Raw genomic sequence first — 24,323 nt, forward strand, 5'->3', positions numbered from 1 at the left:
TTTAAAATATACTATTACTAATAATTATTTAAAATCTGCATCAGTAACCCCAGAGTTGATGGTAATTTTTGTTGTTTTAATAACGACCTTTTGCCCGCTTCCTTCAGCTTCTATATTCTCAGGAAACTTAATTCCGTCAACTGTTAGGTAAGATTTTATCACCGCATCGCCCATTTCTGTATTCGATTTATATAAAAGACCTGTAGCCACATCAAAATAAAATTTACCTTTATCTGAAGTCAATACATTATAATCTTTACCGTCTATTTTTTCTACAGTAACTCCACTGAAATTAGCAGCATCATATCCTAAAGCGTCAATTGTTTTTCCTTTTTTCAGCTCAGGAATTACGGTTGCAGGAAGATCACTTTTTGTTCCCATTTGATTAACGTATCCTTTTTCGCCATCAAACATCTGCGTAACTTCTTGTCCCATTACAGACTGTACAGATTTGAATTTATTGCCCATTTTTTTGGTATTCATGGCAATTTCCATTCCCTGAAGAGACATTGTATTTTCTGTAATTGTTGTTTTTACAGCTTCCAATTTACTTTTCCCGCCAAGTGCATTCAGGTAACTATCGATAACCAATTGAGGAGAAACTTGAGATTTTACTGCAGTTGCAGCAGTTGTCGTTTTTGTCTGCGCATTTACAGTAGTGGTAAACAATGCTGCACAGAAAAACGGGATGATGATCTTTTTCATATTGAAATATTTATTGTTTTAAAAGCTTTTGAAACCGCATTATTTCTTTCGGTTTCATTGTTAAATTAGGAGCGGTAAAGATAATCATATTATAGAATATACGATGATGAGCAGCATCAATCCTATGAAACATTTTTATATTTCGAAAAAAATATTTTGATAAATGAAAACCAGCAATTAGTACAAGAGCCAACCCTAGACTTTTAATCTTTAACAAATTTTGTAGAGGTTGAGTTTCCGTCTTTATCGATTATTTGCAAAATATAATTTCCCTTTGTCAGAGACGACACCTTAAGTTGTGGCAATTTTGAGCTGTTTTTCTGCGAAAAAACTTTGCGGCCTGCAAGATCGAATACATGAAACTCATCAATTTCTTCAGGAGATTTTACATAAAGAATATCTTTTACAGGGTTGGGATAAACCGACGTGCCATTATCAATTGTTACAGACTGTACACCTAATTTTTTTTCAGAATTGATTCTGACATGAGAAAAATTTGCCAATGTAACATTTGTACCCTGCTCCCAACACGCAGAAATATAATTCCCGTAACTTGTGGAATTGGTATAAATAGCTTTTGCAGGGATCGAAGCAGGATTACTATTTCCTGTATGACGTATTTCTATAAGAAGATTTCCACCATTATAAAGGTAAGGTGTATCGAAAACTAAAGTATAACTGAAAGGATTGGTACTGTTTCCGGCAGGAACCGAGCCTGCAGGAATCGTAAGGCTTCCCGATTTTACCATGGTCTGAGTACCGGTAATATTTGCGGCAAAATTCATCTGCATATTGGCAGGATTTACTCCGTTACTAATATAAATCTCATAGCTGCCGAATGTGGTATCTGTAGACGGCCAGGAATTCGTATAAGAATTCTGAAGACTAAACGAAATAGAAGTAATTGAATTACCTACCATTAAAGAGATTGGCGCATAATGAATAAGTAGCTGAAATCTTCTGGGAGTATTTGAATATGGTCCTAAAAAAGCCCCGTCTTCACTGCTCCCGGGAATTGTTATGAAACTGGTCTGTGCTTTAAGGTTTGAAGACATCATTAATATCATTAATAATAAAATCAACCATATTTTTCTGCTTTTTTTTCCATTGAAAATAACAGATGAACTTAAGAAAGCATAACCACTAAGGAATAGATTTTTATTCATACGTATTATTTAGTGTTTATAAAGATACAGTTTTTGGTTACATCCCAACTAAGGGTTTTATATTTTATAATACAAAATCTTATTATTTTTAATCAATTGACAACATAAAACACAAAAAACCTCCAATTTCTTGGAGGTTCTCAAATATTTATATCAAAATAAATTATTTTTTAAGTTCTTCTAAAAACTCGTCGTGAGAGATTTCAGTTTCCTTTTTTGTTGCTTTTTCAAGAATAACGTCTTTCAATTTAGCCATTGCTACTTCAGAAGAGATTTGTCTTACCTGCTCTTGGTCTTTCAACATTTCAGCAGCGTATTTTTGAATTTCTTCGTCACCTAAATGGTGAATTCCGTAGATTGCCAATTGATTTTTAACTAATTGTTCTGCCTGAGCCAAAACATCAGCATAGTCTAACTGAATATCGTTATCAGACATCAATTTACCTTCGATGATCTGATATTTCAATTGAGTTTTCTCAGCTTCAAGAATTGCTTGCGCCTGCTCTTCAGACTGAATGTTCTGGTTAGAGAAGATCAACCACTTCGTCAAGAAAGACTCAGGAAGTTTTACTTCTTCTTTTTCAGAAACCTGCTCCAACACTTTGTTTACAAAGTGTACGTCTGCATTCTGCTGGAAGTACTCGTCTAATTCAGCTTTTACTTTATCTTTAAGCTCTTCTTCAGTTTTGATGTTTCCTTCACCGTAAACTTTATCAAATAATTCCTGATTAAGTTCTGCCAAGTTTAAGCTATAGAAATCTTTTACTTTAACTTCAACTTCAGCGTGGTGTAAATGCTCAACTTCTTCTTTAGCGAAACCTAATTCTTTAGCCAAATCTTCGTCAGCAGCAAGAGTTTCTTTAGAAACTTTTACAGACTCATCCATCTTCAAACCTTTAAGCAATTTGAAAGCTGTTTTGTTTTCAGCTGTAATGGTAGCGATTTTTGGTGCATGGTTGTGCTCTCCTTCAGCATCTTCTTCAACAACCTGAGTGATCTCAAAGTTGATGTAAGAATCTTTAGTGATCTTATCTTGAGGAACCTGCTCAGCAAAACGCTTCTGCATATTTTCGATGCTCTTGTTGATTTCTTTATCTGAAGCCGAAACTTTGTAGTGAGGCGCTTCATATTTAGCCAAATCGATTGTAAAATCAGGCTCGTAACCTACTTCGAAAGCTACTTCCAACTGCTCTGCATTGTGATTGAAATCATTCACAGGCTGAGGAACCGGTTGACCAACTAATCTTAGTTTGTTTTCGTTGATATAGTTATTTAAAGCGTCAGAAACTTGTTTGTTGATTTCTTCGAATGCAATCCCTGCTTCATATTGCTTTCTAACCATACTCAAAGGCACTTTCCCTTTTCTGAAACCAGGAACTTGTGCATTTTTAGCATAATTAATCAATTGCTTTTCTACTTTTTCTTTGTAGTCAGATTTCTCCAATGTTACTGTAAGCAATGCACTTACATCATCATGGTTTTTTGCGGTAACCTTCATTATTGATTAAAATTTTAGGTTGCAAAAATATGAATTTTTTATTAAAACAAGACATTCCTTTTGTTATAATACGTTAAAATAAAAAAGACATTACCGAAATAATGCCTTTTTGTAATATTAAAAATTTGTCTGAACTAACTTTTTAGTGTGCGTCAACCGTAATATCTACATCACTTTCTCCTCCCTGAGTCTGCCCCAATTGGTTAGTTGCAGAAGGATAATTCTGGTTTACAGAAGTAGGTGCATGAATCAGTTTAATATTCATTTTTCCTGTCGGTTGTGTAGAGTTAATGGTCCATTCTGTTTTTAAACCTAATTTGTTACCATCTGTTCTTACAATGTCGTTTGCCGCTCTCAAGACCACAATATCTGCATTTGCGGGTGCAAAAGTGATAAAATGCTCATCTTTTTCTTCTACAATTTCATCTGAAGAATGATAATGATCGTCATGCTTAATCTGGAAATCAAGTACTGCAGTATAAGTATCTCCTTGATGCAAGTGAAGATGAGCATCTGCAACTCCGCCAATTACATTTACGGTTTGTATATCTGTGGCATCAGCTTTATTGGTCAATGTTAAAACTACTTTTCCGATCTCGTCGTGTTCGTGGATATCTTCCGGGATATCATCATCTCCGTTTCTACATGATAAGATAAAAACTGTTGCTAAAAGTAATAGTGTTATATTGAATAATTTTTTCATTTTAAATTTAATTTTAAGTATTAATAATTAGAAATTGTATTTCAGAGTAACGATAAAGTTTCTTCCGGATTCCGGCATAAAATATCTCAGCCTGTTAAGATATTCGCGATACTCTGTATTAAAAATGTTATTGATTCTGAAATTCACATTCAGGTTTTTGTATAAGTCTGCACCCACAGATGCGTTGAATAAGGTATATGCCGACGGAGGAGTACTTAGATCAAGCTCTTCAGTATACGTTGCCCCATCTTCAATAAAATCTATATTTTGGTTTCTGATCGGGAAACGATTTTGTCTAAACACATTTTCGTTTTCCACTCTCACGTAGAAGTTTTTGGGTGTATTAAGTTTAAACTCAACCGCATTTCGCAGATTAGCAGACATCATTAAAATCAGCGGCTCATCATGAGTAAGATCATCGCCTTTTAAAGCACTGAAACTCGTATTCCATTTTAAATTATCGAGAATATTAAGTTCTGCATCTGCATCAATTCCGAAAATCCGGGCTTTAATCTGCTGATAGCTCCAAACCGGAAAAACGCCTCTGTTTGAAGTTTCGATTCCAGTTGGCACCTGATTAATAAAGCTATCTGAAATCATGTAATAAGGATTTGCCTCAATGTGTAGTCCTTTCAAAACATTGAATTTTCCGATTAAAGAAAGATTAGCATTATAAACCGTTTCTTTCTGAATAGACAAATCCCCCTCTTCAATAATCGCAGCAGAATGGTGAAGACCATCAGAAAAAAGCTCTGCCGGATTCGGGGTTCTGTCTGCTCTTGCAAGGTTGACTTTAAATTCAAAAGTATTATTGGGTTTATAATTTAATCCTAAGTTGGCAGAAAAATTATGATAATCTAAAATAGGGCGTGTCAAGATCCTGCTGTCTGCATCTTTTACAAAAAACTGAGGATAAAGACTTGCAAATTTCGCGTTCCAGTCTTTTGCATCATAATATTTATAAGCATCATATCTGCTGAAATCATATCTTGCTCCCGCTTCAGCATTTAGTGTTGAACTGAATTTATATTTAAATACAGAAAAAGCGCCTGCATCATATTTATAATAATCAGGGATCAAACGTCTAGCTTTCGTTGCCGGGTTCGGATAATTGTCCTGAAAACCTGCAGAAAGCCCGCTTTCCAAGCTCCAGTTTCCTCTTTCAAGAAGATGAGTAAGACTTGCAGAATGTGTAATCAACCTCAAATCCATCGAAGGAAGCTCGTTAAGTTCTCCTCTTCTGATATCATATTCTTTACGCTGATTTAACTGAAAACTGTATTGAAAATTGATTTTTCCAAAGTTTTCGAAACGTTTATAAGCAGACAATTTTGCGATATGATGCTCTACTTCCTGTTTAGGATTGGTTATATCATAACTGAAATCATCAAGAAAATAAGGTTGTCCAAATTTAATTGCTTTATAAAAGTCAAGTGGGCTTCCTAAATGAGCTCCTTTATAAATCCCAAATTCCTGATTGATTCCGCTGTAAGAAACATCAAATCCCTGCATAAAACCATGATTTCCAAAAGAGAAATTAAAAGAATTCACTTCCGCTCCGGTATTTTGAAGCGTGTGATGAGGAATATACAAATCTCCCAACTTCTTATAACTTCCACCAGTTTTTACAAACCATTGGCTTTTCCATGTTTTAGCAACATTTGCAGAAATCTCACCGCCTCTGCCATTAGAAATACCTGAAAGTTTTATATTTCCCATGATGGTATCTTTTTTAGGCAAAACAGCAGGTTCCAAAACAACTGCTCCACCCACTGCGTCACTTCCATACTTCAATGCAGATGCTCCTTTAATGACATCTACATGCTCAAAGTCATTAACATCAACATTCGGAGCGTGCTCTACTCCCCATTCTTGCTCCGCCATCTTCACGCCATTATTCACAATTGCGATACGACTTCCATACAATCCATGAATAACAGGTTTTGAAATATTATTTCCTGTTTTCAACGCTGTAACTCCTGAAATTTTAGATAATAAATTCCCCAAATTTTCTGTAGAATTTCTATCAATTTCTGTTTTATCAAGCGTTCGCATAATTACAGAACCTTTTGTTTTGTGGCTTCCATGAATCGTTACCGTTTCAATATCACCCACATGATGTTCTAGAGTAATTGCTAAATGCAAATCTCTGTTGACTCCCACATTTTCAGTATAATCATCGCACAAAGAATGTTTAGCAATGAGATGATAATTTCCTGCAGGAATGTTTTTAAATGAAAACTCACCTTTTTTATTGGTATTGGCTGTAAAATTTCCAATTTTCACCACTGCATTTTCAAGCATTGTTTTATCGTGAAAATCCTGAACAGTACCTTCTACCGTGTAAGTTTTCTGTGCGTTTGTTATTGCAAATCCGCAAAGGATAAGCAGTACACTATATATCAATTTCATTGTAAAATAGATTGATTGAGTATTTTTCAAGCTGATTTTAATTAATAAATCGCTTAAAAAAATATATTCGTTAAAATTTTGAATTGGATTTTTTCCTTGAAACTATGAATCTTTACGCTCAATTTTGAATCATTAAGATTTTATTTAAGCGGTTTAGAATAATTAAGTTCAGCTTCGTATTTTAAAAGACACTTAAAAATCTATATGCTTTTTCTTAATAAAACTTAGCTCTAAAATTTACCTTAATAGTAAGAAGCAGGGTTAGTTTAATTAAAACACATCATACATATATTCAAATCTTGAAAAATTTAAAGCAAAAAAATCCGAAAAAGAATCTAAAGATTATGAAATTGAGGGAGGTCCTCGAAGTTGAAAAGAAAATTTAGTTTGTGACCAGATTTTTTCCTGTACAGCAAAAATCTGCTCTACCTCATGAGTATGTTTGATCAAATTGAAACTAAATTCGTCCGGTAATAAAGTGTTTCCTGTTGCTAAGAAGTGACAAGCCAAACAATCGCCTGCTTTTTCTTTTGCTTCTGTTTTTGAAATAACGTTTTCTGTTTTTTTAAGATTAAAATGCTTAAAATCTCCAGACTCGTGACTGTGAAAGCTTGAAGAAAAGAGTGCAAAGAAGTAAATCCCAAGCATCAGCTTTGAGATAAAATTCTTTAATTGTCTACTTTCCTTAAAAACCATTGGGCAAAATTATAAAAAATAAATGAAAGGCTTTTCAATAAACATTAATTTTTGAATAATAAAGCATTATTTGTAGAAGATAGCATTCCTACGAAATGCATTATTGTGTAATAATTTTATTTCCTACACAGATATTATTTCGATAGAGGGTGTCGCTCCTACGGAGCTTTTTATCTTTTGCAGCTTTCCCTTGCTACAAAGGTTTTTCTCCTACGGAGCAAAGCATATCTCACAAAAAAGAGTTAGTCTCACAACTCATTGATGTGGGTTCAGAATCGACTGTATGAAAATCATTCTCCGACAGGAGGTCGAGGAAAATCATAAAAAAACTCCGTTTTCATTAGTTGTGAGACGGACTCTTGATATTTATTTACAAAAATTAATCTAGTTGCGTTCCCAAATGTTCCCATTCCTGCAAAGCAAGATCAAGTTCTTCTTTGGTTTTATTGTATTTTTCTAGAGTTTCTTCAGAAGGATTTTCCTTAGTAAAAGAAGCTTCGAAATTTTCGATTGCTGTTTCCAGCTCAGAAATCTTTTCTTCTACTTTCTTTAATTTATTCTGAATACTTTTTTGTTCTTTGCTGATAATGGTTGATTGTTGTTGGTTATTAGTTGCTGGCTTTTCTTCAACTTTTTTAACCTCAACTTTAGGCTCTTCACCGTGAAGTTTTGCTTTTTCGGCAGAAATTTCTCTGATAGATTCTTTTTGTCTGAACTCAAGATATTCATTGATGTCACCCAAGAATTCTTTCATTTTACCATCACGGAATTCGTAGATTTTATCACAAAGACCTTGCAGGAATTCTCTATCGTGAGAAATTACGATTAATGTACCTTCAAACTTCTGTAAAGCCAATTTGATAATCTCTTTAGACTGAATATCCAAGTGATTGGTAGGCTCATCCATAATCAACGTGTTGAACGGGCGAAGAAGCAATTTACAAAGTGCCAAACGGTTTCTTTCACCTCCGGAAAGTACTTTTGTTTTTTTGTTTACTGCTTCACCTTGGAACAAGAAAGATCCTAACAAATCACGAACTCTTGGTCTTGTTTCTTCAGTTGCAGCATCTTCTGCTTCTTCCTGAACGGTTTTATTTGGTGTTAAAACTTCTTCCTGATTTTGAGCGAAATATCCAATATTGACGTTGTGACCTAAATTCCAGTTTCCTGAATAATCTTTGATATCTCCGGCAAGAATTTTAGCTAAAGTGGTTTTCCCTTGTCCATTTTGTCCAAGAAGGGCGATTCTGTCACCTCTCTGAACGATAAAGTCTACATCATCAAAAATTTGTTTTTCACCGTAAGATTTCCCAAGATTTTCTGCTTCGAAAATAACTTTTCCTGGAACCTGAGATTGTACGAAACGGATATTGAATTTAGAAACGTCTTCGTTATCAACCTCGATACGCTCAATTTTATCTAATTTTTTGATCAAAGACTGCGCAAAAGACGCTTTGGTTGCACTTGCACGGAATTTATTGATATTATCTTCCATTTGCTTGATTTCCGCATCCTGATTCTTTTTAGCCTGAATCAGTTTTTCACGGCGATCTTCACGCATCACCAAATATTTAGAATAATTGGCTTTATAATCGTCTACTTTTCTATTGTTTACGTCAAAGGTTCTGTTACAAACAGCAGTCATAAACTGTTTATCGTGACTTACCAGAACAATTCCTCCAGGATAATCTTTCAAGAAATTTTCCAGCCAGATAATCGATTCCATATCCAAGTGATTGGTAGGCTCATCGAGAAGCATCAAATCATTTTTTTGAAGAAGCAATTTTGCCAGCTCGATTCTCATTCTCCAACCTCCGGAAAATTCGTCGGTTATTTTTTGAAAATCATCCGCTTTGAAACCTAAACCAAACAAAACTTTTTCGATATCACCTTCCAAATTATACGCATCATGATGCATCAAAAGATCATTCAGATCGGTCATTCTGTTGATCAAATCTGTGTAAGAATCACTTTCATAGTCGGTTCTTACCGTCAATTGATGATTGATTTCTTCCAATTCGTCTTTCCAAGCATTAATTTGCTCAAAAGCCTGCATTGTTTCGTTCCAAACGGTTCTTCCTTTCACAAAATCAAGATCCTGTTTTAGAAATCCGATGGTAATATTTCCTTCGGGAACTACGTTTCCTTCGTAGAAAGTAATTTCGCCGGAAAGCATTTTCAGAAGCGTAGATTTCCCCGCTCCGTTTTTACCAACCAAACCAATTTTATCATCCTTTTTGATGGTGAAATTTACGTTTTGAAACAAATAATTACCCGAATGATGTAATCCTAAACCCTGAACCGAAAGCATTTGAAATGAATATTAAAAGTGAATAATGAATGTGAATCTTTTTCGGGTGCAAAAATACGGAAAAGAAATGAATGATCGTAAAATAAAAAGAGACGCCTTTGTGAGGCGACCCTATCCTAAATCTTAACAAAAATATTTACCTTCATAGCTTTGCTTCGTCGGCATAATATTTTTTTAATAACCTTTTGTATTCGCTATTTTGTGACATGTTGAATACAATTCAAAGTAACGAGAATAAAACAATAAATACTATCGTAAAAACAACGAAATAAAGCCCGTATTTATACGGAATCTGCTTTTAAGCCGGAGAATAAATATTGTTAACAATGGCGTAAATTACAATACCCACCGTATTTTTTGCGCCTATTTTTTCGATAGCTCTTTGTCGATGACTTTCCACTGTTCGTGGACTAATGAAGAGTTTTTCTGCAATTTCATGATTGGTAAATTCCTGACAGATTAGCTTTACAACATCTTTTTCTCTTTCGGAAAGATCACCATCCATACTAAACAATGATTTTTTCTTGGAAGTATTATTCATATAAGAAAGAAGCATCTCATGATCTTCAGTCGTAAAGAAAATACCATTTTCAAAAACTCTTGATATAGCTTCTATAAATAATTTTTTGTCGGAATTTTTCGGAAGAAAAGCAGAAACACCCAGCTTGACCATGTAGCCTAAAACCGATGTTTTATAATGAGATGAAAGAATAATAATTTTTAAATCAGGATATTTATCTTTTAAAATCTCAACCAATTCGAAACCATTCATAGGCTGCATCTGAACATCAACCAAAGCAATATCCGGAAAATCTTCTTCGGCGCAGGTCTCAAGGTTTTCGAGAAAACTGTTTCCATTATTTGCCATCATCGTTACCGAAAAGTTTTTTTCTTTAGACAATAGCATTTTTACTCCTTCAAGAATTAGCTGCTCATCATCAACCAAGGCAATTTTTATTTGGTCACACATTATTTTTTCTGAATTTTAAAGATTAATCGACTTCCTTTATTTATGATACTCTTCCATTTGAATCTGGCATCCATCGATTGCATTCTGGATTCTATATTTTTGATCCCCATTCCTTTTTTAACTTTTTCATAATCAAAACCTTGCCCATTATCAAAGATAACAATTCCGGTAAAATCATTAAAATCTTTGATAAGAATATCAATTTTGTCTGCACTTGAATGTTTAATAACATTTGTTGTAAACTCTTGTATAATTCTATAAATCTGAACTTCTACAAAGACATCTTTTTTGTGATATTCTGAAGAAACATAGAGTGAAATATTAATTCTTGCCGATAAATTGGTAATTAATTCCTCGATATATAAAATCAAGCCTAACCTTTCCAGATTTACAGGATAAAGTGAATGTGAAATATTCCTCGTACTGTCAATTAGCTCCGAAATCTGACCTGAAATAACTTCTGAAGTAGAATCATCTTCAATATCAAGATTATTCAACCATAAAGAAAGAATATTTAATCTGTTACCAATATCATCATGAACAGAAACTGCAATTCTTTTACGCTCTTCTTCCTGCACCTTGGTATTTTCTAAAACCAACTGTTTCTGATGCTGAATTTCTGCTAAATTCTGCGCTTCTTTTTCTTTTATAATACGGTCTACAAAAGTTTTGTATGCCATCAATATAAAAAATACGATAACTGCAAGTGTTACAATTATCAGAATAAGCAAATTGATATTTAAGGTTACTTCTTTAATTTTAAAAAGGTATATACGATTGAACAATAAAGAAAAGTTGACAGAACATTATTAACACCCATAATTAAATAAACGCTTTCTGTAGATAAATTAACAAATTGCGACAATACGACAAAAATAAGAACAGAAACCGAATAATAAAAGAAGATACTTGCATCAACCAAAATAAACCGATCTATATTTTTCCCGTTTTTAATCTGCTGAATAAGAAATGTCGCAACAAGGCAAATGATAACCAAATTGGAAATAATTTTTGCTAAATCATAATTAAAACTGATCTTTAAACCATAGATAACAAACAAAAAAAACAAAGAGAGAAGTCCTGAAATAATCAAAAAGAGTTTATTTAAATTTAGCTTTCTTATAAAAAGTCCTGTTAAAAGGCAAAATTCTCCTGCAATAAAGAAATGATACAAAAAAGAAGTATCATCTGACTCTAAAATATAAGGCAATGTAAAACTGCAAAGTTCAATTAAAAAAAGAAAAACAATATAATAAGTATATTGTTTTTCTTTTTTATTAAGAATGGTAAATTTCCAAAATATCAAGAATATGATGGCTAAAAGCAATCCATAATTGATAAATAAAAATGTTTTGTAAAATTCTACCATTTTTAGAAATTATTCATCAGTTCCAAGATCTGGTATTTTGCAGATTGGAGGACATGGTTTTGCGTAGTCGTAAGTATTTGAAATTGTTTCTACACTTCCTCCGTTTCCTAAGTTTTTATGGAAAGCAATAAATACTAATGCCGGTAATTGTTTTTGATAAATCTCAGAATATTTCAATCCAAACGAACAAACAAAGCTAAGATCTGCATCTGCATGAGAAATTTTCTCTGAAGGAACATAAAATTTATTGAAAATACTTCTTGCTTTATCTTCTTTATATTGAGCATAAAACCAGTCTTGCCCGTTACTTTGCCATGATTCGATAGAGTTTACAGCTTTATCCTGCTCCATTATCGGCTGGCTTGTGATTGGAAAAAACATATCAGAATCGTTATCAATCTTGCGCATATCTTTTGATAACAACGCATTCTTAACAACAGTATAAGTCTGAACTTCAGTTAATTTCAGATCATTTTCTAAAGGTTCAAAAGTACAGTAAGGAAACTCACCAACAGCCATTTTATTCCCTTTTTCATCCAATGGACATAAAATCATCGTCAATTGACCATTAACAACTCCTATCTCAGCACAAAATTCTTTATTAAGGTTAGTTTTCTTAAGCCACTGTACCTGTTCAGGTGATAGATTGAATACATAATTTGGCGGAAAAAGCTCTTCAATTCTTTTAATGTCTTGCTTTGCCATAATCCAGCCTTCCAAAGCCATGGAATATTCTTCTCTGTTTAAATTGTTCATAAAAGATGGTTTTTAATTCTGCGCATAAAATTATTGAATCTGCCCAAACTACACAAACATCCCATGAATAAATAATAATTATTTAATAGTTTCTCACCGTCACATGAAAACAGCTCTGTTGCTTTTCTTTAATATAATAAATTCGACCTGCATCTGCGTAGTATTTCAGAACTTTTTCTAAAGCTGCTTCCATTTTTGGATTATTCTTTAAAACTCCATTAAATCTCACATAAGAAATATCGAATGAATTTCCGTAATTATGTGAACTAATCCCTAAACTCGCATTAGAATTTACCCTTCTCAATCTGCATTGATCTTCAAGCGTTCTGGTAATCGATGAGACCGTAAAAGTGTGACCTTTTGTTTCTTTACTGAATCTTGCTCCGATTTTTTCTAAAGTTGCCTTTGCTTTAGAAACCATCCAGGCTCTGCTATAGTCTAATTTTTGAACCTTAAAGCCTTTTCCTGATTTTTTTATTGAATGAAATTTTCCGCTGTTGATGTATTTCTGAACGGTTGTTGTAGTTTTCAGAAGTTTCACATTAAAACTTTTTGAAGCATCTAAATGTGGTTTATAAAGCGGAGTAGGCTCTACTTTTAAAACTTCCGTAAGATCATAACAAGGCAACGTTTTTTTAGATTGCTGACCAGGAAAAATGGGATGGAAAAACAAAGGGATTACAAAAAGATACTTCCTCATTAAAAATCATTTAAATGTAAAACGAATAAAATATTGATTTTCTTATGTTCAAAGATATTAAATTCAAGCAACGGCATAATATTTTACTTTTAAAAAGATTAACTTAAAAAAAGTTAATTAACACAAATATCATCAAAAATAAAACCCTAATCAATACAAAATAATTACATAAAATAAAAAATCATTGAATTATTAATTTTCGTAAATTAGCTTGCTAATTAAAAATACAATAAGAAATGATTTCAAAAACCTCAAAATTCGTAGCTGAAATGTTCGGCACCATGGTTCTGGTCTTAATGGGTTGCGGAAGCGCTGTAATTGCAGGCGCAGACGGAACTACAGGAGTAGGACTTCTAGGAATTTCTTTCGCATTTGGCTTAAGTGTTGTTGCAATGGCCTATGCAATTGGTCATATTTCGGGATGTCACATTAATCCTGCAATTTCTATTGCGATGGTTGCAGCAGGAAGAATGAAAATGGGCGAAGCAATGAGCTACGTGATTGCTCAGATTATCGGAGCTATTATCGGAGCAGGAATTCTTTATCTGATTTTCACCAATCATCCCGGCGCAGAAATGAAACCTTGGGCTTTAGGGTCTAATGGGTGGGGAACCGGATATCTTGACCAATACAACACAATTGCAGCTTTTGTTGCCGAATTTGTATTCACCTTTATCTTTTTGATGGTGATTTTAGGATCAACTTCTACAAAAAACATTAACGGTGGATTTGCAGGTTTAGCCATTGGTTTCTCTCTGGTTTTAATTCATATTGTTGGAATCAAAGTAACCGGAGTTTCTGTAAACCCGGCAAGAAGTATTGGCCCGGCAATTTTCGCAGGTGGAGAGGCGCTTTCTCAATTATGGTTATTTATTGCAGCTCCAGTTTTAGGAGGGATTTTCGCAGCTTTCACTTACAATTTACTGATTGAAAAACCTGAATTAGCAAAATAAAAAACACACTTCCATATAAATTTAATTCCTGTCTTTTCGGACAGGAATTTTTATTTTGTTTTCTTAATTTCAAAAGGGTTTTTAAAGATTAATTCTTCATGCTTTCCTTTTACTTCCATTTTTTTAGATAATAAATTAAGTGCCATTTTTCTTATAAAAAGATCTTTATCAGTAAGGTTCCAATAAGAATCTTCATGCACTTTTGCCGGTTTTCGGATTAAATAAAATTCGGTTTCCCAGGAATCTACATTATGATAAAACTCAATAATTCCGCAATGTTCAGGAATTACAGAATGCTCAATCATTCCCATTGGTAAAAGAAAACTGAAAGAATTACAGATATAATCTCCACAGCAAATCTTATCGTGTTTTAAAAATTTTTCACCTGTAGAAGTATTGACGTAAGATTTTTTAAAATCATTTTTAAAATCACTTTTAGACAATTTAATTTCTATTTCGTGGCTAAAACCTTCAGAATTAATAATCAAAATATCTGCTTCCCAATCTGCCTGAAAATGATTAGTGAGCACAATTTCTTTCTCAAAATCACAATGAGAATGAATATATGCATGAACTAATTCTTCTATTTTTAACACTGAATTATTTTTAACGCAAAGAGCGCTAAGATTTTTTTAAAATTGTTGTGAATATTTTGTGTTCGCAAAGGCGTTTCACTCAGCAAAGATAACTAACTAACTAACTAACTAACTAACTAACTAACTAACTAACTAAAAGACTACAACCCCGAATATCAGAATGATCAATTCTTCCTAAAACCTGAAATTTATCACCAACAATTTTTCCTAAATCCTGAGTAGCAATAAATGAGCAAGAATGAATATTTGCTAAATCAATAATATTAATCGCTCCGGTTTTTCCTTCTTTTTCATAGCTGAAAGGATCTTCTACATTTCTAACTAAAATTCGCATCCAGCTTGGGCATTGATATATGTTTTGCCCTAAAGAATAAGCTTGCGAAAGAAGCTCGGTCATAGAATATTCGGAATAAATTTTATCGGTTTTAAAACCCGACTGCAAAATTTCAAGCAATTCATCTTTCGTCATTTCTTCTTTTCTACCTTTCATTCCACCCGTTTCTATTACTGTCAGATTGCCGGAGAATTGTAGAATTTGAGCATTTAAATTGCAAAAATCCAGAAAATCTAAAAGTGCAAACGAAACTCCAAAAAGAATAACTTTTTTGTCTTTTAATCCATTCAAAAGCCTAAATAGATCTTCATGGTTATAAAGAAAATATCCGTTTTCAGGTTTGTCGGATTTTTTCATTAAATAATCGACCATGTAGATTAAAGAAGAGTTTTGTTTTTCAAGATAACTTGGCAGCAGCCCAAGAAAAATAAAATCTTCAGGTTTTCCAATAAATTGTTCGAAGCTTTTATAAATGCTTTCCTGATAAATATTTTCATCAGCAATGAAATGCTTAGACAAATTCATCTGAGTTGTTCCTGAACTTTGAAAATATAATTCTGTAGAAACATTTTTGTTTAAAACCTGATGATTTTTAAACATCTCAATGGGCAAAAACGGAATTTTGTCTAAACTTTTAACTTCTTCAGGATCGATGTTCAAATAGTCAACAAACTTTCTATAAACTTCTATGTTGTCATATTGATAACGAAATGTCTTAAGTGACACAGCCAAAAAGTCATCTTCTGTCTTTATGTTGAATATATTTTCCAATGATATAAATATTTTTTCAACCTGTTATTAGCTCAAAATGAAGCATTTATTATAACAAGCATAACTTTTAATTATTTTTTAATATTAAAATCAAAAATTTGGTCAAGTTTTTGTAACTTCACTCTCGGAATATGGATTAGTAATAAAGATTGTAAAATCTTTTTACAAGGATTACCTCATTTATGGGGTAATTTTTTTTATTCCTGTTTTTCAAACGTTTTCAGTTGAAAATCATGCTCGAAAACTCCGTAGGTGAAATAGGAGATCCAGTCTCCCAGATTGATATATTTTGAATTTTTTCCTAAATCTAAAACCATCGGCAAATGTCGATGCCCGTAAATAAAGTAATCAATATTCTCAGTTTCGAGCTTTTTTTTAGAATAAATAATCAAAAACTCTTTGTCTTCACCCAAAAACGCTTTGTCTTCTTCTCCCGAAATCATTTTATTTTTCTGAGACATATACAAAGCAATCTTCATTGCAATATCGGGATGCAACCATTTAAAAAACCATTGTGCAATAGGATTGGTAAAGACTTTTTTCATTCTTTTATACCCTTTATCTCCGGGCCCTAAACCGTCTCCATGAGCTAAAAGAAACTGCTTTCCGGCAATTTCGAAATATTGTTTCTTATAAAAAACGGTACAGCCAATTTCTTCTTCAAGGTAATCTTTCATCCACAAATCGTGGTTTCCTACAAAAAAATAAACCTGAACACCATGATCTTTTAATTCTGCAATTTTCCCAAGAACACGTACGTATCCTTTGGGAATGACATGATTCCATTCGTGCCAAAAATCAAACAGATCACCCATCAAAAATAAAACCTGAGCATCTTCTTTGATCTCATTCATCCATCGGATAAATTTTTCTTCACGCACTTTGCTCTCCTTTGGATTAGGAGCTCCAAAATGCTGATCCGAAGCAAAATACACTTTTTTTCCCGGCTCTAAATTAATGGTTGTTTTAATCACCTTTTATATTTTAAATTCAGTAAAAAAAATATTAATTATCTTCTGCAAACCATTCTCCGTAAGAGTTTTCGGTTTCGTGAAGTTTAAGATAAGCTAAAGAAATCCCTTCCGGAAGCTTTGATTTTATTTTTGCAGCAATGGCATACAACATATTTTCGCAAGTCGGCTGAAAAGTACAGTAAATCACTTTGTGACCCTGATTTTCTAAACCTTCTCCCAACTCTCTATGCGGAGAAACACCATTAATCAAAACAGCATGATCCCAAACATCAACAATTTCAGATTTTACAATATCTTTAATATCGCCAAAATCTACCACCATCCCGTTTTTAGGATTTTCAAGATCATTTATCGGTTTCCCTTTTACTGTAACGAAAAGTTTATAGGAATGTCCGTGCATATTTTTACATTTCCCGTCATAATTGTACAAAACATGAGCAGTTTCGAATGTAAAAATTTTTGTAATACGTATCATACTGCAAAGATAAGGAAATTCGATATGTAAAAGAATCACCTTACTCTGACTTTAATTTTAATCTAATTAAAATACCGTCGCTATAAATACAATCAGCACAATTGGCACAACAATGAAGGCAATGGGTAAAATAAGATTAATAATTGCTTTTCCTATCGAAAATTTTTGCACTTCTGAAAGTCCGATTACCATAAGAACAAGTGAGGCAAAAGATAAAAGCATTTCCATTGAAAATGAAATCCAGAAAACAATACTTCCTTCAATACTAGACTCAAGATAATCTGTGTTGCTCCTGAAATAATCATTTCCAAACACCGCAATTTGTAAAAACAGAAATACCAATCCTAAAATCGAAGGGATCATTGCATAAGCCATCATTCTGTAAATAGATGAAGTATTTCCTACTCCGTTTAGCCATTTTCCTGTCCAGCTTAATAGTGCCGAATAAATGTAATAAGAGATCCAGCCCAACATTCCTCCTCCAACAACACAACTAAAAACAATAGTAGGCAATGAAGAATGATCACCCATATCTTTTGAAGACGCCCGATCAAAAGCCCTTACGATACCCGCAAAGATAAGCAGAAAGTACAAGTATTTCTCGTACTGTGTGTCGTTTATAAATTTGAAAACCCTTCTTGGCTCTGTCCAGATCTTTGTAAAAATATCCTGATCAGAAAGTGCATCATATTTTTCAAACTCTTCAAATTGATCTTCTGTATATTTTGTTTCCATGTAGTTTTTATAGGATCACGAAAATAAACATATTTATTAAAAATTAAAGTAAACTTAACCAATTCTCATCCAATCTTTTAATTTTCTGCGTTTCTTTATCAATAAAAACCCAAAGCGTAAGAGAATCTACAACCAAAATATCATTACAATAAAACTCTACTTTTCTCGGTTGCCGAATTCCTTCCGGAGGTTTGGGATAAGTTTTTATAGAAATCACATCTCCTAAATAAACCTGTTTTTTATACTGAATATGATGATCGAGAAGCATCCAGATATCATCAGGAAAACCCAATTGATTTTTTACAGAATCCCAATGTTCACCGGCAATTTCTTCTACCCATTTTACATATTGCACATTATTGACGTGATTATTTACATCTATATGCTGCTCTGTAATTTTTATTTGTTTTTCAAAAATCAAACTCATCTTCTTCAAATATTTACTCAAAAATAAAGCATAAAAACAGAACCTTCCCAAAATTGAGAAGGTTCTTAACAATTAAATTTAGTTAAAATGATCTTTTTAATATTTTCTTCATTTGGAAAACGCAAAAGCGCAAGAATTTTACAAATTATACGTTTTAAGAAGCAAGGATTTTATCTTCTATAAAATTATCAACTTTTAATATTAAAAATCTTTGATTTTCTTGCGCCTTAAAAACATTATAAATTTAATTAAGCTTTGCGCCCATGCGTTTTTCCAACAAATTATTTTTAATGAATTCTTTTAATGAAACTGTGCAGTTTCTGTAGAATCTTTCATCGCAACAGTCGCCGAAGAACCTCCTGTAACAATATTTTGAACCTCATCAAAATATCCTGTTCCCACAAAAGTCTGGTGCTTCACCGCTCTGAAACCTTTTTGCTGCAAAGCAAATTCTCTTTCCTGCAATTCAGAATAACCTGCCATACCTTTTTCTTTGTAGGCTAAAGCCAATTCAAACATCGCAGTATTCAATGCATGGAAACCAGCCAATGTAATAAATTGGAATTTGTAACCTAATTTCGCCAACTCCTCCCTGAAATTCAACATTTCTTCGACACTCAGTCTCGATGCCCAGTTGAAAGATGGTGAACAATTATATGCCAACATTTTTCCGGGATATTTTGCATGAATTCCTTCAGCAAACTTTCTTGCCTGCTCAAGATCAGGATTTGAAGTTTCCATCCAAATCAAATCTGCGTAAGGAGCATAAGATAAACCTCTGTCAATTCCCTGTTCTACTCCATTTTTCACCACATAGAACCCTTCGGAGGTTCTTTCATCAGTTACAAATTTTTTATCTCTGTCATCAATATCTGAAGTCAACAAATCTGCTGCATCCGCATCTGTTCTTGCAATAATTAAACTCGGAACACCCAAAACATCCGCCGCCAAACGAGCTGAAATTAATTTATTAATCGCTTCCTGAGTCGGGACCAATACTTTTCCGCCCAAATGGCCACATTTTTTTGCAGAAGATAACTGATCTTCAAAATGTACTGCTGCAGCTCCCGCTTCAATCATTTGCTTCATTAATTCATAAGCATTCAGATTTCCTCCAAAACCAGCTTCCGCATCAGCAATAATCGGAACTAAATATTCCTTTTCACCACCGCCGTTTACCGATTGTATCTGATCTGCCCTCAACAAAGCATTATTAATTTTTTTCACAACAGAAGGTACTGAGTTCGCAGGATACAACGATTGATCAGGATACATTTCACCAGATAAATTCGCATCTGCAGCAACCTGCCATCCTGAAAGATAAATCGCTTCCAATCCAGCATCGACTTCCTGTACAGCTTGGTTTCCCGTTAATGCTCCTAATCCTGCAACGAAATCCTGAGAATTCAGTTTATCCCAAAATTTCTTTGACATTTCGGTCGCAATTGTATAATCTAATTTATAAGAACCTCGAAGTTTTAATACCTCTTCTGCTGTATAAGGTCTTTTCACACCATTCCAGCGTGGGTTTTCCAGCCAGTCTTTTTCTATTTCCTGAATTTGGTCTTGTCTTGTTTTCATAATATTTTTTGTTTAGTTAATTGTTGATTGATATTAGTTGATAGTTGTTGGTTTTTAGCTGACAGCTTATAACTCTCAGACTCTCAAACACTAAAACTCTCCCACTCAAATGAACGGATATGCTTTTAATGTTAAAAATTCTTCGAAGTTTTCACAGAAAATCAATTCGTTGAAAAGTTCTTTTGCCAGATTGAATTTTCCGTTTTTGAAACGTTCTTCACCTACATATTTTTCGATGCGTTCCAGTTCTTCAAATTCCCACTGCAAAATCATTCCTCTCGTCAATGTTCGATCATCATTTAATACCGCTTCATTTTTTAGCCATTGCCAAATTTGGGTTCTTGAAATTTCAGCCGTGGCTGCATCTTCCATCAGATTATAAATGGCTGCAGCTCCAATTCCCATTAACCAAGATTCGATATAAAGAATTCCGACGTTGATATTTTTTCTTACCCCTTTCTCAGTGATTTCACCTTTCGGAATTTCCAGTAAATCATTTTCTGTAATTTGATAATCAAACTTTTTATCTATTTGATTTTTCTCAGGCATAAATTGGTCGAAAATATCTTTCGCCACAGAAACCAAAGCCGGATGCGCTACCCAAGTTCCATCGTGACCATTTTTCACTTCCCTTTCTTTATCAGTTCTTACTTTTCCGAAGGCTACACTATTCGCTTCATAATCATTTTTAATAGGAATTTGCGCTGCCATTCCGCCGATTGCATGAACGTTTCTTTTGTGACATACTTCAATTACTCTTTTAGAATAAGCACTCATAAAAGGCGAAGTCATGGTCACCTGATCACGATCGGGAACGATAAATTCAGGAAGATTTCTGAATTTTTTAATGAATGAAAAAATATAATCCCATCGTCCGCAATTCAAACCGGAGCTGTGTTCTTTTAATTCAAATAAAATTTCGTCGATTTGAAAGGAAGCTGTAATTGTTTCAATTAAAACTGTTGCTTTAATAGAACCTTGCGGAATACCAATGTAGTTTTGAGCAAAAATAAAAACATCATTCCACCAACGAGCTTCTTTGTAATGCTCTAATTTTGGAAGATAAAAATAAGCTCCACTTCCGTTTTCCTGCAACCTTTTCACATTTCTGAAAAAATAAATTCCAAAATCGATCAACGAAGCAGAAGTTGGCTCATCATTAATTTTAACATGTTTTTCGTTTAAATGCAAACCTCTCGGACGAACCAACAAAACAGCTGTTTTTTCATTCAATTGATAAGATTTCCCTTGCTCGTTCGTAAAATCAATCTTTCGATTAATTGCATCAGAAAGATTGATCTGTCCTTCCATACAGTTTTTCCAGGTTGGCGAATTGCTGTCTTCAAAATCTGCCATAAACGTTGAAGCCCCGGAATTCAGAGCATTAATAATCATTTTCCGATCGACTGGTCCGGTAATTTCTACTCTTCTGTCAAGCAAATCTTCAGGAAGAGGTGCGCAAATCCAATTTCCATTTCTGATCTCTTCAGTTTCAGACAAAAATTTCGGAAGAATTCCTTTATCAAATTCCTGCTGAGTTTTTTTTCTTTCTTCTAAAAGTTCTAATCTTTTAGCATTAAAGTTTTGATGAAGCTCCACCAAAAAATCGTTTAAATCATTAGTGAAGACTTCTTCAAACCGTGGCTGAGTATTTATATTTAATTGTGTTTTAGTTTCCATAACGTCTTGATTTTGTGATTCGACATTACAAACCTAAATAAAAATTTTCACATACAGCGAACGTTCGCTAAATTTATTTTAAAAATTATTATGCAAAAAATCGCTTCTAAATATTATATTTGAACTATGAATTCTGACAGTGACTTTATCAAAACGGTTTTCGGACTTAAACTAAAACAGCAGAGACAAAAGAAAAATTGGTCTTTGCAGGATCTTGCCGTAAAGACTGGATTATCAAAATCTTACCTTAATGAAATTGAAAACGGTAAAAAATATCCGAAACATGACAAGATTATCCAGCTTTCAGAATCTCTGAACTGTACTTTTGATGATTTGGTTTCAACAAAACTTGATAAAAGTTTAGCACCTTTCAATGAAATTTTACAATCGGATTTTTTTAAAGAAATTCCTTTGGATCTTTTCGGAATTAATAAAAATAATTTAATCAGTATCATCAGCGATGCGCCGAAAAAAGTGACCGCTTTTATTAATGCTTTGATAGAAATTTCACAGAACTATAATTTAGGAAAAGAGCGGTTTTACTTTGCCGTTTTACGCTCGTTTCAGGAATTAAATGATAATTATTTCCCTGAAATTGAGGATAAAGTTTTGCAGTTTGCACAGGAAAATCAATTGAAGATCAATAAAAATTTACAAACTGATATTTTAGAAAAAATATTGACCGATAGATTCAGTTACACGATTCAATCAGAAGATTTTGAACAATATGGAACATTGGATAATCTTCGGTCGTTATTTATTCCTGAGAAAAAATTATTGCTTTTAAATAAAAAATTAGAGCAAGATCAAAAGACCTTTATTTTTGCGAAAGAAATAGGCTTCAATGTTTTGGAATTAAAGAATCGTCCGAACACTTATTCATGGCTTGATTTTGGAAGTTTTGAAGAGATTTTGAATAACTTTTATGCTTCTTATTTCGCAGGAGCTTTATTGATCTCAAAACAAAAAACAATTGAAGAAACTTCTGATTTTTTCCTACAAAACGATTGGAAGCCGACCAATTTTGAAGATCTAATTAAAAAATTTACTCATTCACCTGAAACATTTTATTATCGTTTAACCAATATTCTTTCTTCAGAATTAGGAATTAAGGATTTGTTTTATTTATGTCTGGTTAAAAAGAAAAATTCAGATAAAATTCAGATTTTAAAGGAATTACACCTTAATCATCAACAAGCTCCACACGCCAACGCAACCAATGAACATTACTGCAGAAGATGGATTGCGATTAAAAACCTTCATGAATTAACTGAAAATGAAACATTGACAGATGCCCAAATTTCACATTACAAAGATCAAGGCGTAAGTTATTTGGTGATTTCTACTTCACAAAAAAACCCGTTTTCGGATGGAAGTAACAGAAGTTATTGCTTGGGAATTTTATTGAATTCGCAGACCATTAAAAAAATTAATTTTATTAAATCTGAAACTTTAAAAACCATCAATGTTGGGGTAACTTGCGAATCGTGCAGCATTGCAGATTGCGAAGTGAGACAGTCTCCTCCAATTCGATTGGAAAAGGAATATTTTAATTCTAGTATGAAAAATGCGATTGAGAAGATCAGGAAGGATTTTTAGGTTGGGAGTCGGATGATGGGAGTTTAATGTATTGAGAATATTCTTTTAACGCGGAGTTCGCAATGATTTTAGGATAATATTTTGTTGATTTTTCGTTCGCAAGGGCGTTTCACTCAGCAAATGAAAACAGTAGAAAAAATTAAACCGCTATGTTTTAAAACTTCCGACTTCATGCTTCCATCTTTTAACCAAAAACTTTTCTTCTTCCAGCCATTTTCACTATCTTAGTTAAAACAAACACACAAATGATTTTAGATATTTTCTTCCCGAATCGTTGCATTCACTGCAACCGGATTATTGACGGCGACTTGCTTGTCTGCAATCTTTGTTTTGAACAAATTCACTTTACACATTTCAATTTTTTAGACGACAATTATATTTTAGAGAAATGTAAACTTCTCTTTCCAATTGAAAATGCTTTTGCACTCATGCAGTTTGAAAAGGAAAATTTAAGCCGAAAAATTATTCACGAATTAAAATATAAAAGCCGAGAAAAAGTAGGAAAGATTTTAGCTGAATGGACAACAGAACGTTTAGATCTCAAAAATGAAAAACCTGATTTGTTGGTTTCTGTTCCATTGCATCCAAAGAAATTAAAAGAGAGAGGTTATAATCAACTGCATTTGTTTACAGAAACATTATCGAAGTTTTATGAGATTCCTTTTAGGCATGATTTAATTAAAAGAAATCATTATTCAAAAGCACAAGCTTTGAAAGACAGACAACATCGTCTGGAAACCCAAAATCCGTTTTCAATTACAGAAAACATTTCAGGAAAACATATTTTATTGATAGATGATGTTTTCACCACCGGAAATACAATTGCTTCAATCGCCTGGGAAATTTTGAAAACAGGAGACAATAAAGTGAGTATTTTGGTAATGGCAATGGATGAATGATTTTTAAGTCAGT

23 protein-coding genes are annotated in these 24,323 nt (G+C 33.2%); 3 read left to right on the forward strand and 20 right to left on the reverse strand.

All coding sequences use genetic code 11. The features are described from left to right. Window positions 1-24 precede the first annotated feature (24 nt). The 12 genes from OEW74_RS08945 to OEW74_RS09000 all read right to left on the reverse strand — a co-directional run bounded on the left by OEW74_RS08945 (window position 25) and on the right by OEW74_RS09000 (window position 13,286). Window positions 25-705 (reverse strand): hypothetical protein, encoded by a 681-nt coding sequence (locus tag OEW74_RS08945; protein ID WP_265428138.1) that lies wholly within the window; start codon window positions 703-705, stop codon window positions 25-27. Window positions 706-908: 203 nt separating this feature from the next. Beyond that, a complete protein-coding gene (locus OEW74_RS08950) occupies window positions 909-1,871 on the reverse strand; it encodes a T9SS type A sorting domain-containing protein (RefSeq protein WP_265428139.1) in 963 nt (320 codons plus the stop codon). A 163-nt stretch (window positions 1,872-2,034) separates the two neighbouring features. Beyond that, the gene (locus tag OEW74_RS08955) at window positions 2,035-3,369 is read right to left on the reverse strand and encodes a trigger factor (RefSeq protein WP_265428140.1); all 1,335 of its coding nucleotides are present in this window, start codon (window positions 3,367-3,369) and stop codon (window positions 2,035-2,037) included. A gap of 142 nt (window positions 3,370-3,511) precedes the next feature. After that, the gene (locus OEW74_RS08960; protein ID WP_265428141.1) at window positions 3,512-4,072 is read right to left on the reverse strand and encodes a hypothetical protein; all 561 of its coding nucleotides are present in this window, start codon (window positions 4,070-4,072) and stop codon (window positions 3,512-3,514) included. A 27-nt stretch (window positions 4,073-4,099) separates the two neighbouring features. Then, window positions 4,100-6,484 carry a TonB-dependent receptor gene (locus tag OEW74_RS08965; RefSeq protein WP_265428142.1) on the reverse strand — a complete coding sequence of 795 codons (2,385 nt, stop codon included), beginning with the start codon at window positions 6,482-6,484 and terminating at the stop codon, window positions 4,100-4,102. Between the two features lie 342 nt (window positions 6,485-6,826). Further along, window positions 6,827-7,180 carry a hypothetical protein gene (locus OEW74_RS08970; RefSeq protein WP_265428143.1) on the reverse strand — a complete coding sequence of 118 codons (354 nt, stop codon included), beginning with the start codon at window positions 7,178-7,180 and terminating at the stop codon, window positions 6,827-6,829. Window positions 7,181-7,559: 379 nt separating this feature from the next. Beyond that, a complete protein-coding gene (locus tag OEW74_RS08975) occupies window positions 7,560-9,491 on the reverse strand; it encodes an ABC-F family ATP-binding cassette domain-containing protein (protein WP_265428144.1) in 1,932 nt (643 codons plus the stop codon). Between the two features lie 298 nt (window positions 9,492-9,789). Next, window positions 9,790-10,461: a response regulator transcription factor gene (locus tag OEW74_RS08980; protein WP_265428145.1), complete on the reverse strand. Its 672-nt coding sequence runs from the start codon at window positions 10,459-10,461 to the stop codon at window positions 9,790-9,792. Next, complete coding sequence (locus OEW74_RS08985; RefSeq protein ID WP_265428146.1) at window positions 10,461-11,192, reverse strand: sensor histidine kinase; 732 nt, start codon at window positions 11,190-11,192, stop codon at window positions 10,461-10,463. Before OEW74_RS08985 ends, OEW74_RS08980 begins: the two co-directional genes overlap by 1 nt. Before the next feature lie 14 nt (window positions 11,193-11,206). Next, the gene (locus tag OEW74_RS08990; RefSeq protein ID WP_265428147.1) at window positions 11,207-11,830 is read right to left on the reverse strand and encodes a hypothetical protein; all 624 of its coding nucleotides are present in this window, start codon (window positions 11,828-11,830) and stop codon (window positions 11,207-11,209) included. Window positions 11,831-11,839: 9 nt separating this feature from the next. Continuing rightward, window positions 11,840-12,586 (reverse strand): hypothetical protein, encoded by a 747-nt coding sequence (locus OEW74_RS08995; protein WP_265428148.1) that lies wholly within the window; start codon window positions 12,584-12,586, stop codon window positions 11,840-11,842. Between the two features lie 82 nt (window positions 12,587-12,668). Next, a complete protein-coding gene (locus OEW74_RS09000; RefSeq protein ID WP_265428149.1) occupies window positions 12,669-13,286 on the reverse strand; it encodes a DUF5715 family protein in 618 nt (205 codons plus the stop codon). A 236-nt stretch (window positions 13,287-13,522) separates the two neighbouring features. On the opposite strand from OEW74_RS09000, the gene aqpZ reads away from it, so the two are divergent. Beyond that, window positions 13,523-14,239, forward strand: coding sequence for an aquaporin Z (gene aqpZ, locus OEW74_RS09005; protein WP_265428150.1), 717 nt, complete (start codon window positions 13,523-13,525; stop codon window positions 14,237-14,239). 50 nt (window positions 14,240-14,289) lie between these two features. Here aqpZ and OEW74_RS09010 read toward each other — a convergent pair whose 3' ends face one another. The 8 genes from OEW74_RS09010 to aceB form a co-directional block, all read right to left on the reverse strand. Next, entirely contained in the window at window positions 14,290-14,835 is a 546-nt protein-coding gene (locus OEW74_RS09010) for a hypothetical protein (RefSeq protein ID WP_265428151.1), read from the reverse strand. Window positions 14,836-14,959: 124 nt separating this feature from the next. Continuing rightward, window positions 14,960-15,940, reverse strand: coding sequence for an acyl transferase (locus OEW74_RS09015; RefSeq protein ID WP_265428152.1), 981 nt, complete (start codon window positions 15,938-15,940; stop codon window positions 14,960-14,962). 197 nt (window positions 15,941-16,137) lie between these two features. After that, window positions 16,138-16,914: a UDP-2,3-diacylglucosamine diphosphatase gene (locus tag OEW74_RS09020; protein ID WP_265428153.1), complete on the reverse strand. Its 777-nt coding sequence runs from the start codon at window positions 16,912-16,914 to the stop codon at window positions 16,138-16,140. 31 nt (window positions 16,915-16,945) lie between these two features. After that, entirely contained in the window at window positions 16,946-17,389 is a 444-nt protein-coding gene (gene queD, locus OEW74_RS09025; RefSeq protein ID WP_265428154.1) for a 6-carboxytetrahydropterin synthase QueD, read from the reverse strand. Between the two features lie 66 nt (window positions 17,390-17,455). Beyond that, window positions 17,456-18,124: a Yip1 family protein gene (locus tag OEW74_RS09030; RefSeq protein ID WP_265428155.1), complete on the reverse strand. Its 669-nt coding sequence runs from the start codon at window positions 18,122-18,124 to the stop codon at window positions 17,456-17,458. 43 nt (window positions 18,125-18,167) lie between these two features. Continuing rightward, on the reverse strand, window positions 18,168-18,551 hold the full coding sequence (locus tag OEW74_RS09035) for an acyl-CoA thioesterase (RefSeq protein ID WP_265428156.1): 384 nt from the start codon (window positions 18,549-18,551) through the stop codon (window positions 18,168-18,170). A gap of 300 nt (window positions 18,552-18,851) precedes the next feature. Next, window positions 18,852-20,132: an isocitrate lyase gene (gene aceA / locus OEW74_RS09040; RefSeq protein WP_265428157.1), complete on the reverse strand. Its 1,281-nt coding sequence runs from the start codon at window positions 20,130-20,132 to the stop codon at window positions 18,852-18,854. A 105-nt stretch (window positions 20,133-20,237) separates the two neighbouring features. Next, a complete protein-coding gene (gene aceB / locus OEW74_RS09045) occupies window positions 20,238-21,812 on the reverse strand; it encodes a malate synthase A (protein WP_265428158.1) in 1,575 nt (524 codons plus the stop codon). Window positions 21,813-21,938: 126 nt separating this feature from the next. On the opposite strand from aceB, the gene OEW74_RS09050 reads away from it, so the two are divergent. Together OEW74_RS09050 and OEW74_RS09055 are read left to right on the forward strand one after the other, a co-directional pair. Continuing rightward, the gene (locus tag OEW74_RS09050; protein ID WP_265428159.1) at window positions 21,939-23,411 is read left to right on the forward strand and encodes a helix-turn-helix domain-containing protein; all 1,473 of its coding nucleotides are present in this window, start codon (window positions 21,939-21,941) and stop codon (window positions 23,409-23,411) included. Window positions 23,412-23,656: 245 nt separating this feature from the next. Continuing rightward, window positions 23,657-24,310, forward strand: coding sequence for a ComF family protein (locus tag OEW74_RS09055; RefSeq protein ID WP_265428160.1), 654 nt, complete (start codon window positions 23,657-23,659; stop codon window positions 24,308-24,310). The last annotated feature ends 13 nt before the right edge of the window (window positions 24,311-24,323 follow it).

It is taken from the genome of Chryseobacterium sp. YIM B08800 (assembly GCF_026163565.1).
Classification (GTDB): domain Bacteria; phylum Bacteroidota; class Bacteroidia; order Flavobacteriales; family Weeksellaceae; genus Chryseobacterium.

Coding starts and splice junctions, on each gene's coding strand:
- OEW74_RS08950 (WP_265428139.1), bottom strand. CDS start 1,871: ATGAATAAAAATCTATTCCTTAGTGGTTATGCTTTCTTAAGTTCATCT.
- OEW74_RS08990 (WP_265428147.1), bottom strand. CDS start 11,830: ATGGTAGAATTTTACAAAACATTTTTATTTATCAATTATGGATTGCTT.
- OEW74_RS08960 (WP_265428141.1), bottom strand. CDS start 4,072: ATGAAAAAATTATTCAATATAACACTATTACTTTTAGCAACAGTTTTT.
- OEW74_RS08955 (WP_265428140.1), bottom strand. CDS start 3,369: ATGAAGGTTACCGCAAAAAACCATGATGATGTAAGTGCATTGCTTACA.
- OEW74_RS09050 (WP_265428159.1), top strand. CDS start 21,939: ATGAATTCTGACAGTGACTTTATCAAAACGGTTTTCGGACTTAAACTA.
- aqpZ (WP_265428150.1), top strand. CDS start 13,523: ATGATTTCAAAAACCTCAAAATTCGTAGCTGAAATGTTCGGCACCATG.
- aceB (WP_265428158.1), bottom strand. CDS start 21,812: ATGGAAACTAAAACACAATTAAATATAAATACTCAGCCACGGTTTGAA.
- OEW74_RS09000 (WP_265428149.1), bottom strand. CDS start 13,286: ATGAGGAAGTATCTTTTTGTAATCCCTTTGTTTTTCCATCCCATTTTT.
- OEW74_RS09055 (WP_265428160.1), top strand. CDS start 23,657: ATGATTTTAGATATTTTCTTCCCGAATCGTTGCATTCACTGCAACCGG.
- OEW74_RS08965 (WP_265428142.1), bottom strand. CDS start 6,484: ATGAAATTGATATATAGTGTACTGCTTATCCTTTGCGGATTTGCAATA.
- OEW74_RS08970 (WP_265428143.1), bottom strand. CDS start 7,180: ATGGTTTTTAAGGAAAGTAGACAATTAAAGAATTTTATCTCAAAGCTG.
- aceA (WP_265428157.1), bottom strand. CDS start 20,132: ATGAAAACAAGACAAGACCAAATTCAGGAAATAGAAAAAGACTGGCTG.
- OEW74_RS09030 (WP_265428155.1), bottom strand. CDS start 18,124: ATGGAAACAAAATATACAGAAGATCAATTTGAAGAGTTTGAAAAATAT.
- OEW74_RS08975 (WP_265428144.1), bottom strand. CDS start 9,491: ATGCTTTCGGTTCAGGGTTTAGGATTACATCATTCGGGTAATTATTTG.
- OEW74_RS09035 (WP_265428156.1), bottom strand. CDS start 18,551: ATGAGTTTGATTTTTGAAAAACAAATAAAAATTACAGAGCAGCATATA.
- OEW74_RS08945 (WP_265428138.1), bottom strand. CDS start 705: ATGAAAAAGATCATCATCCCGTTTTTCTGTGCAGCATTGTTTACCACT.
- OEW74_RS08980 (WP_265428145.1), bottom strand. CDS start 10,461: ATGTGTGACCAAATAAAAATTGCCTTGGTTGATGATGAGCAGCTAATT.
- queD (WP_265428154.1), bottom strand. CDS start 17,389: ATGATACGTATTACAAAAATTTTTACATTCGAAACTGCTCATGTTTTG.
- OEW74_RS08995 (WP_265428148.1), bottom strand. CDS start 12,586: ATGAACAATTTAAACAGAGAAGAATATTCCATGGCTTTGGAAGGCTGG.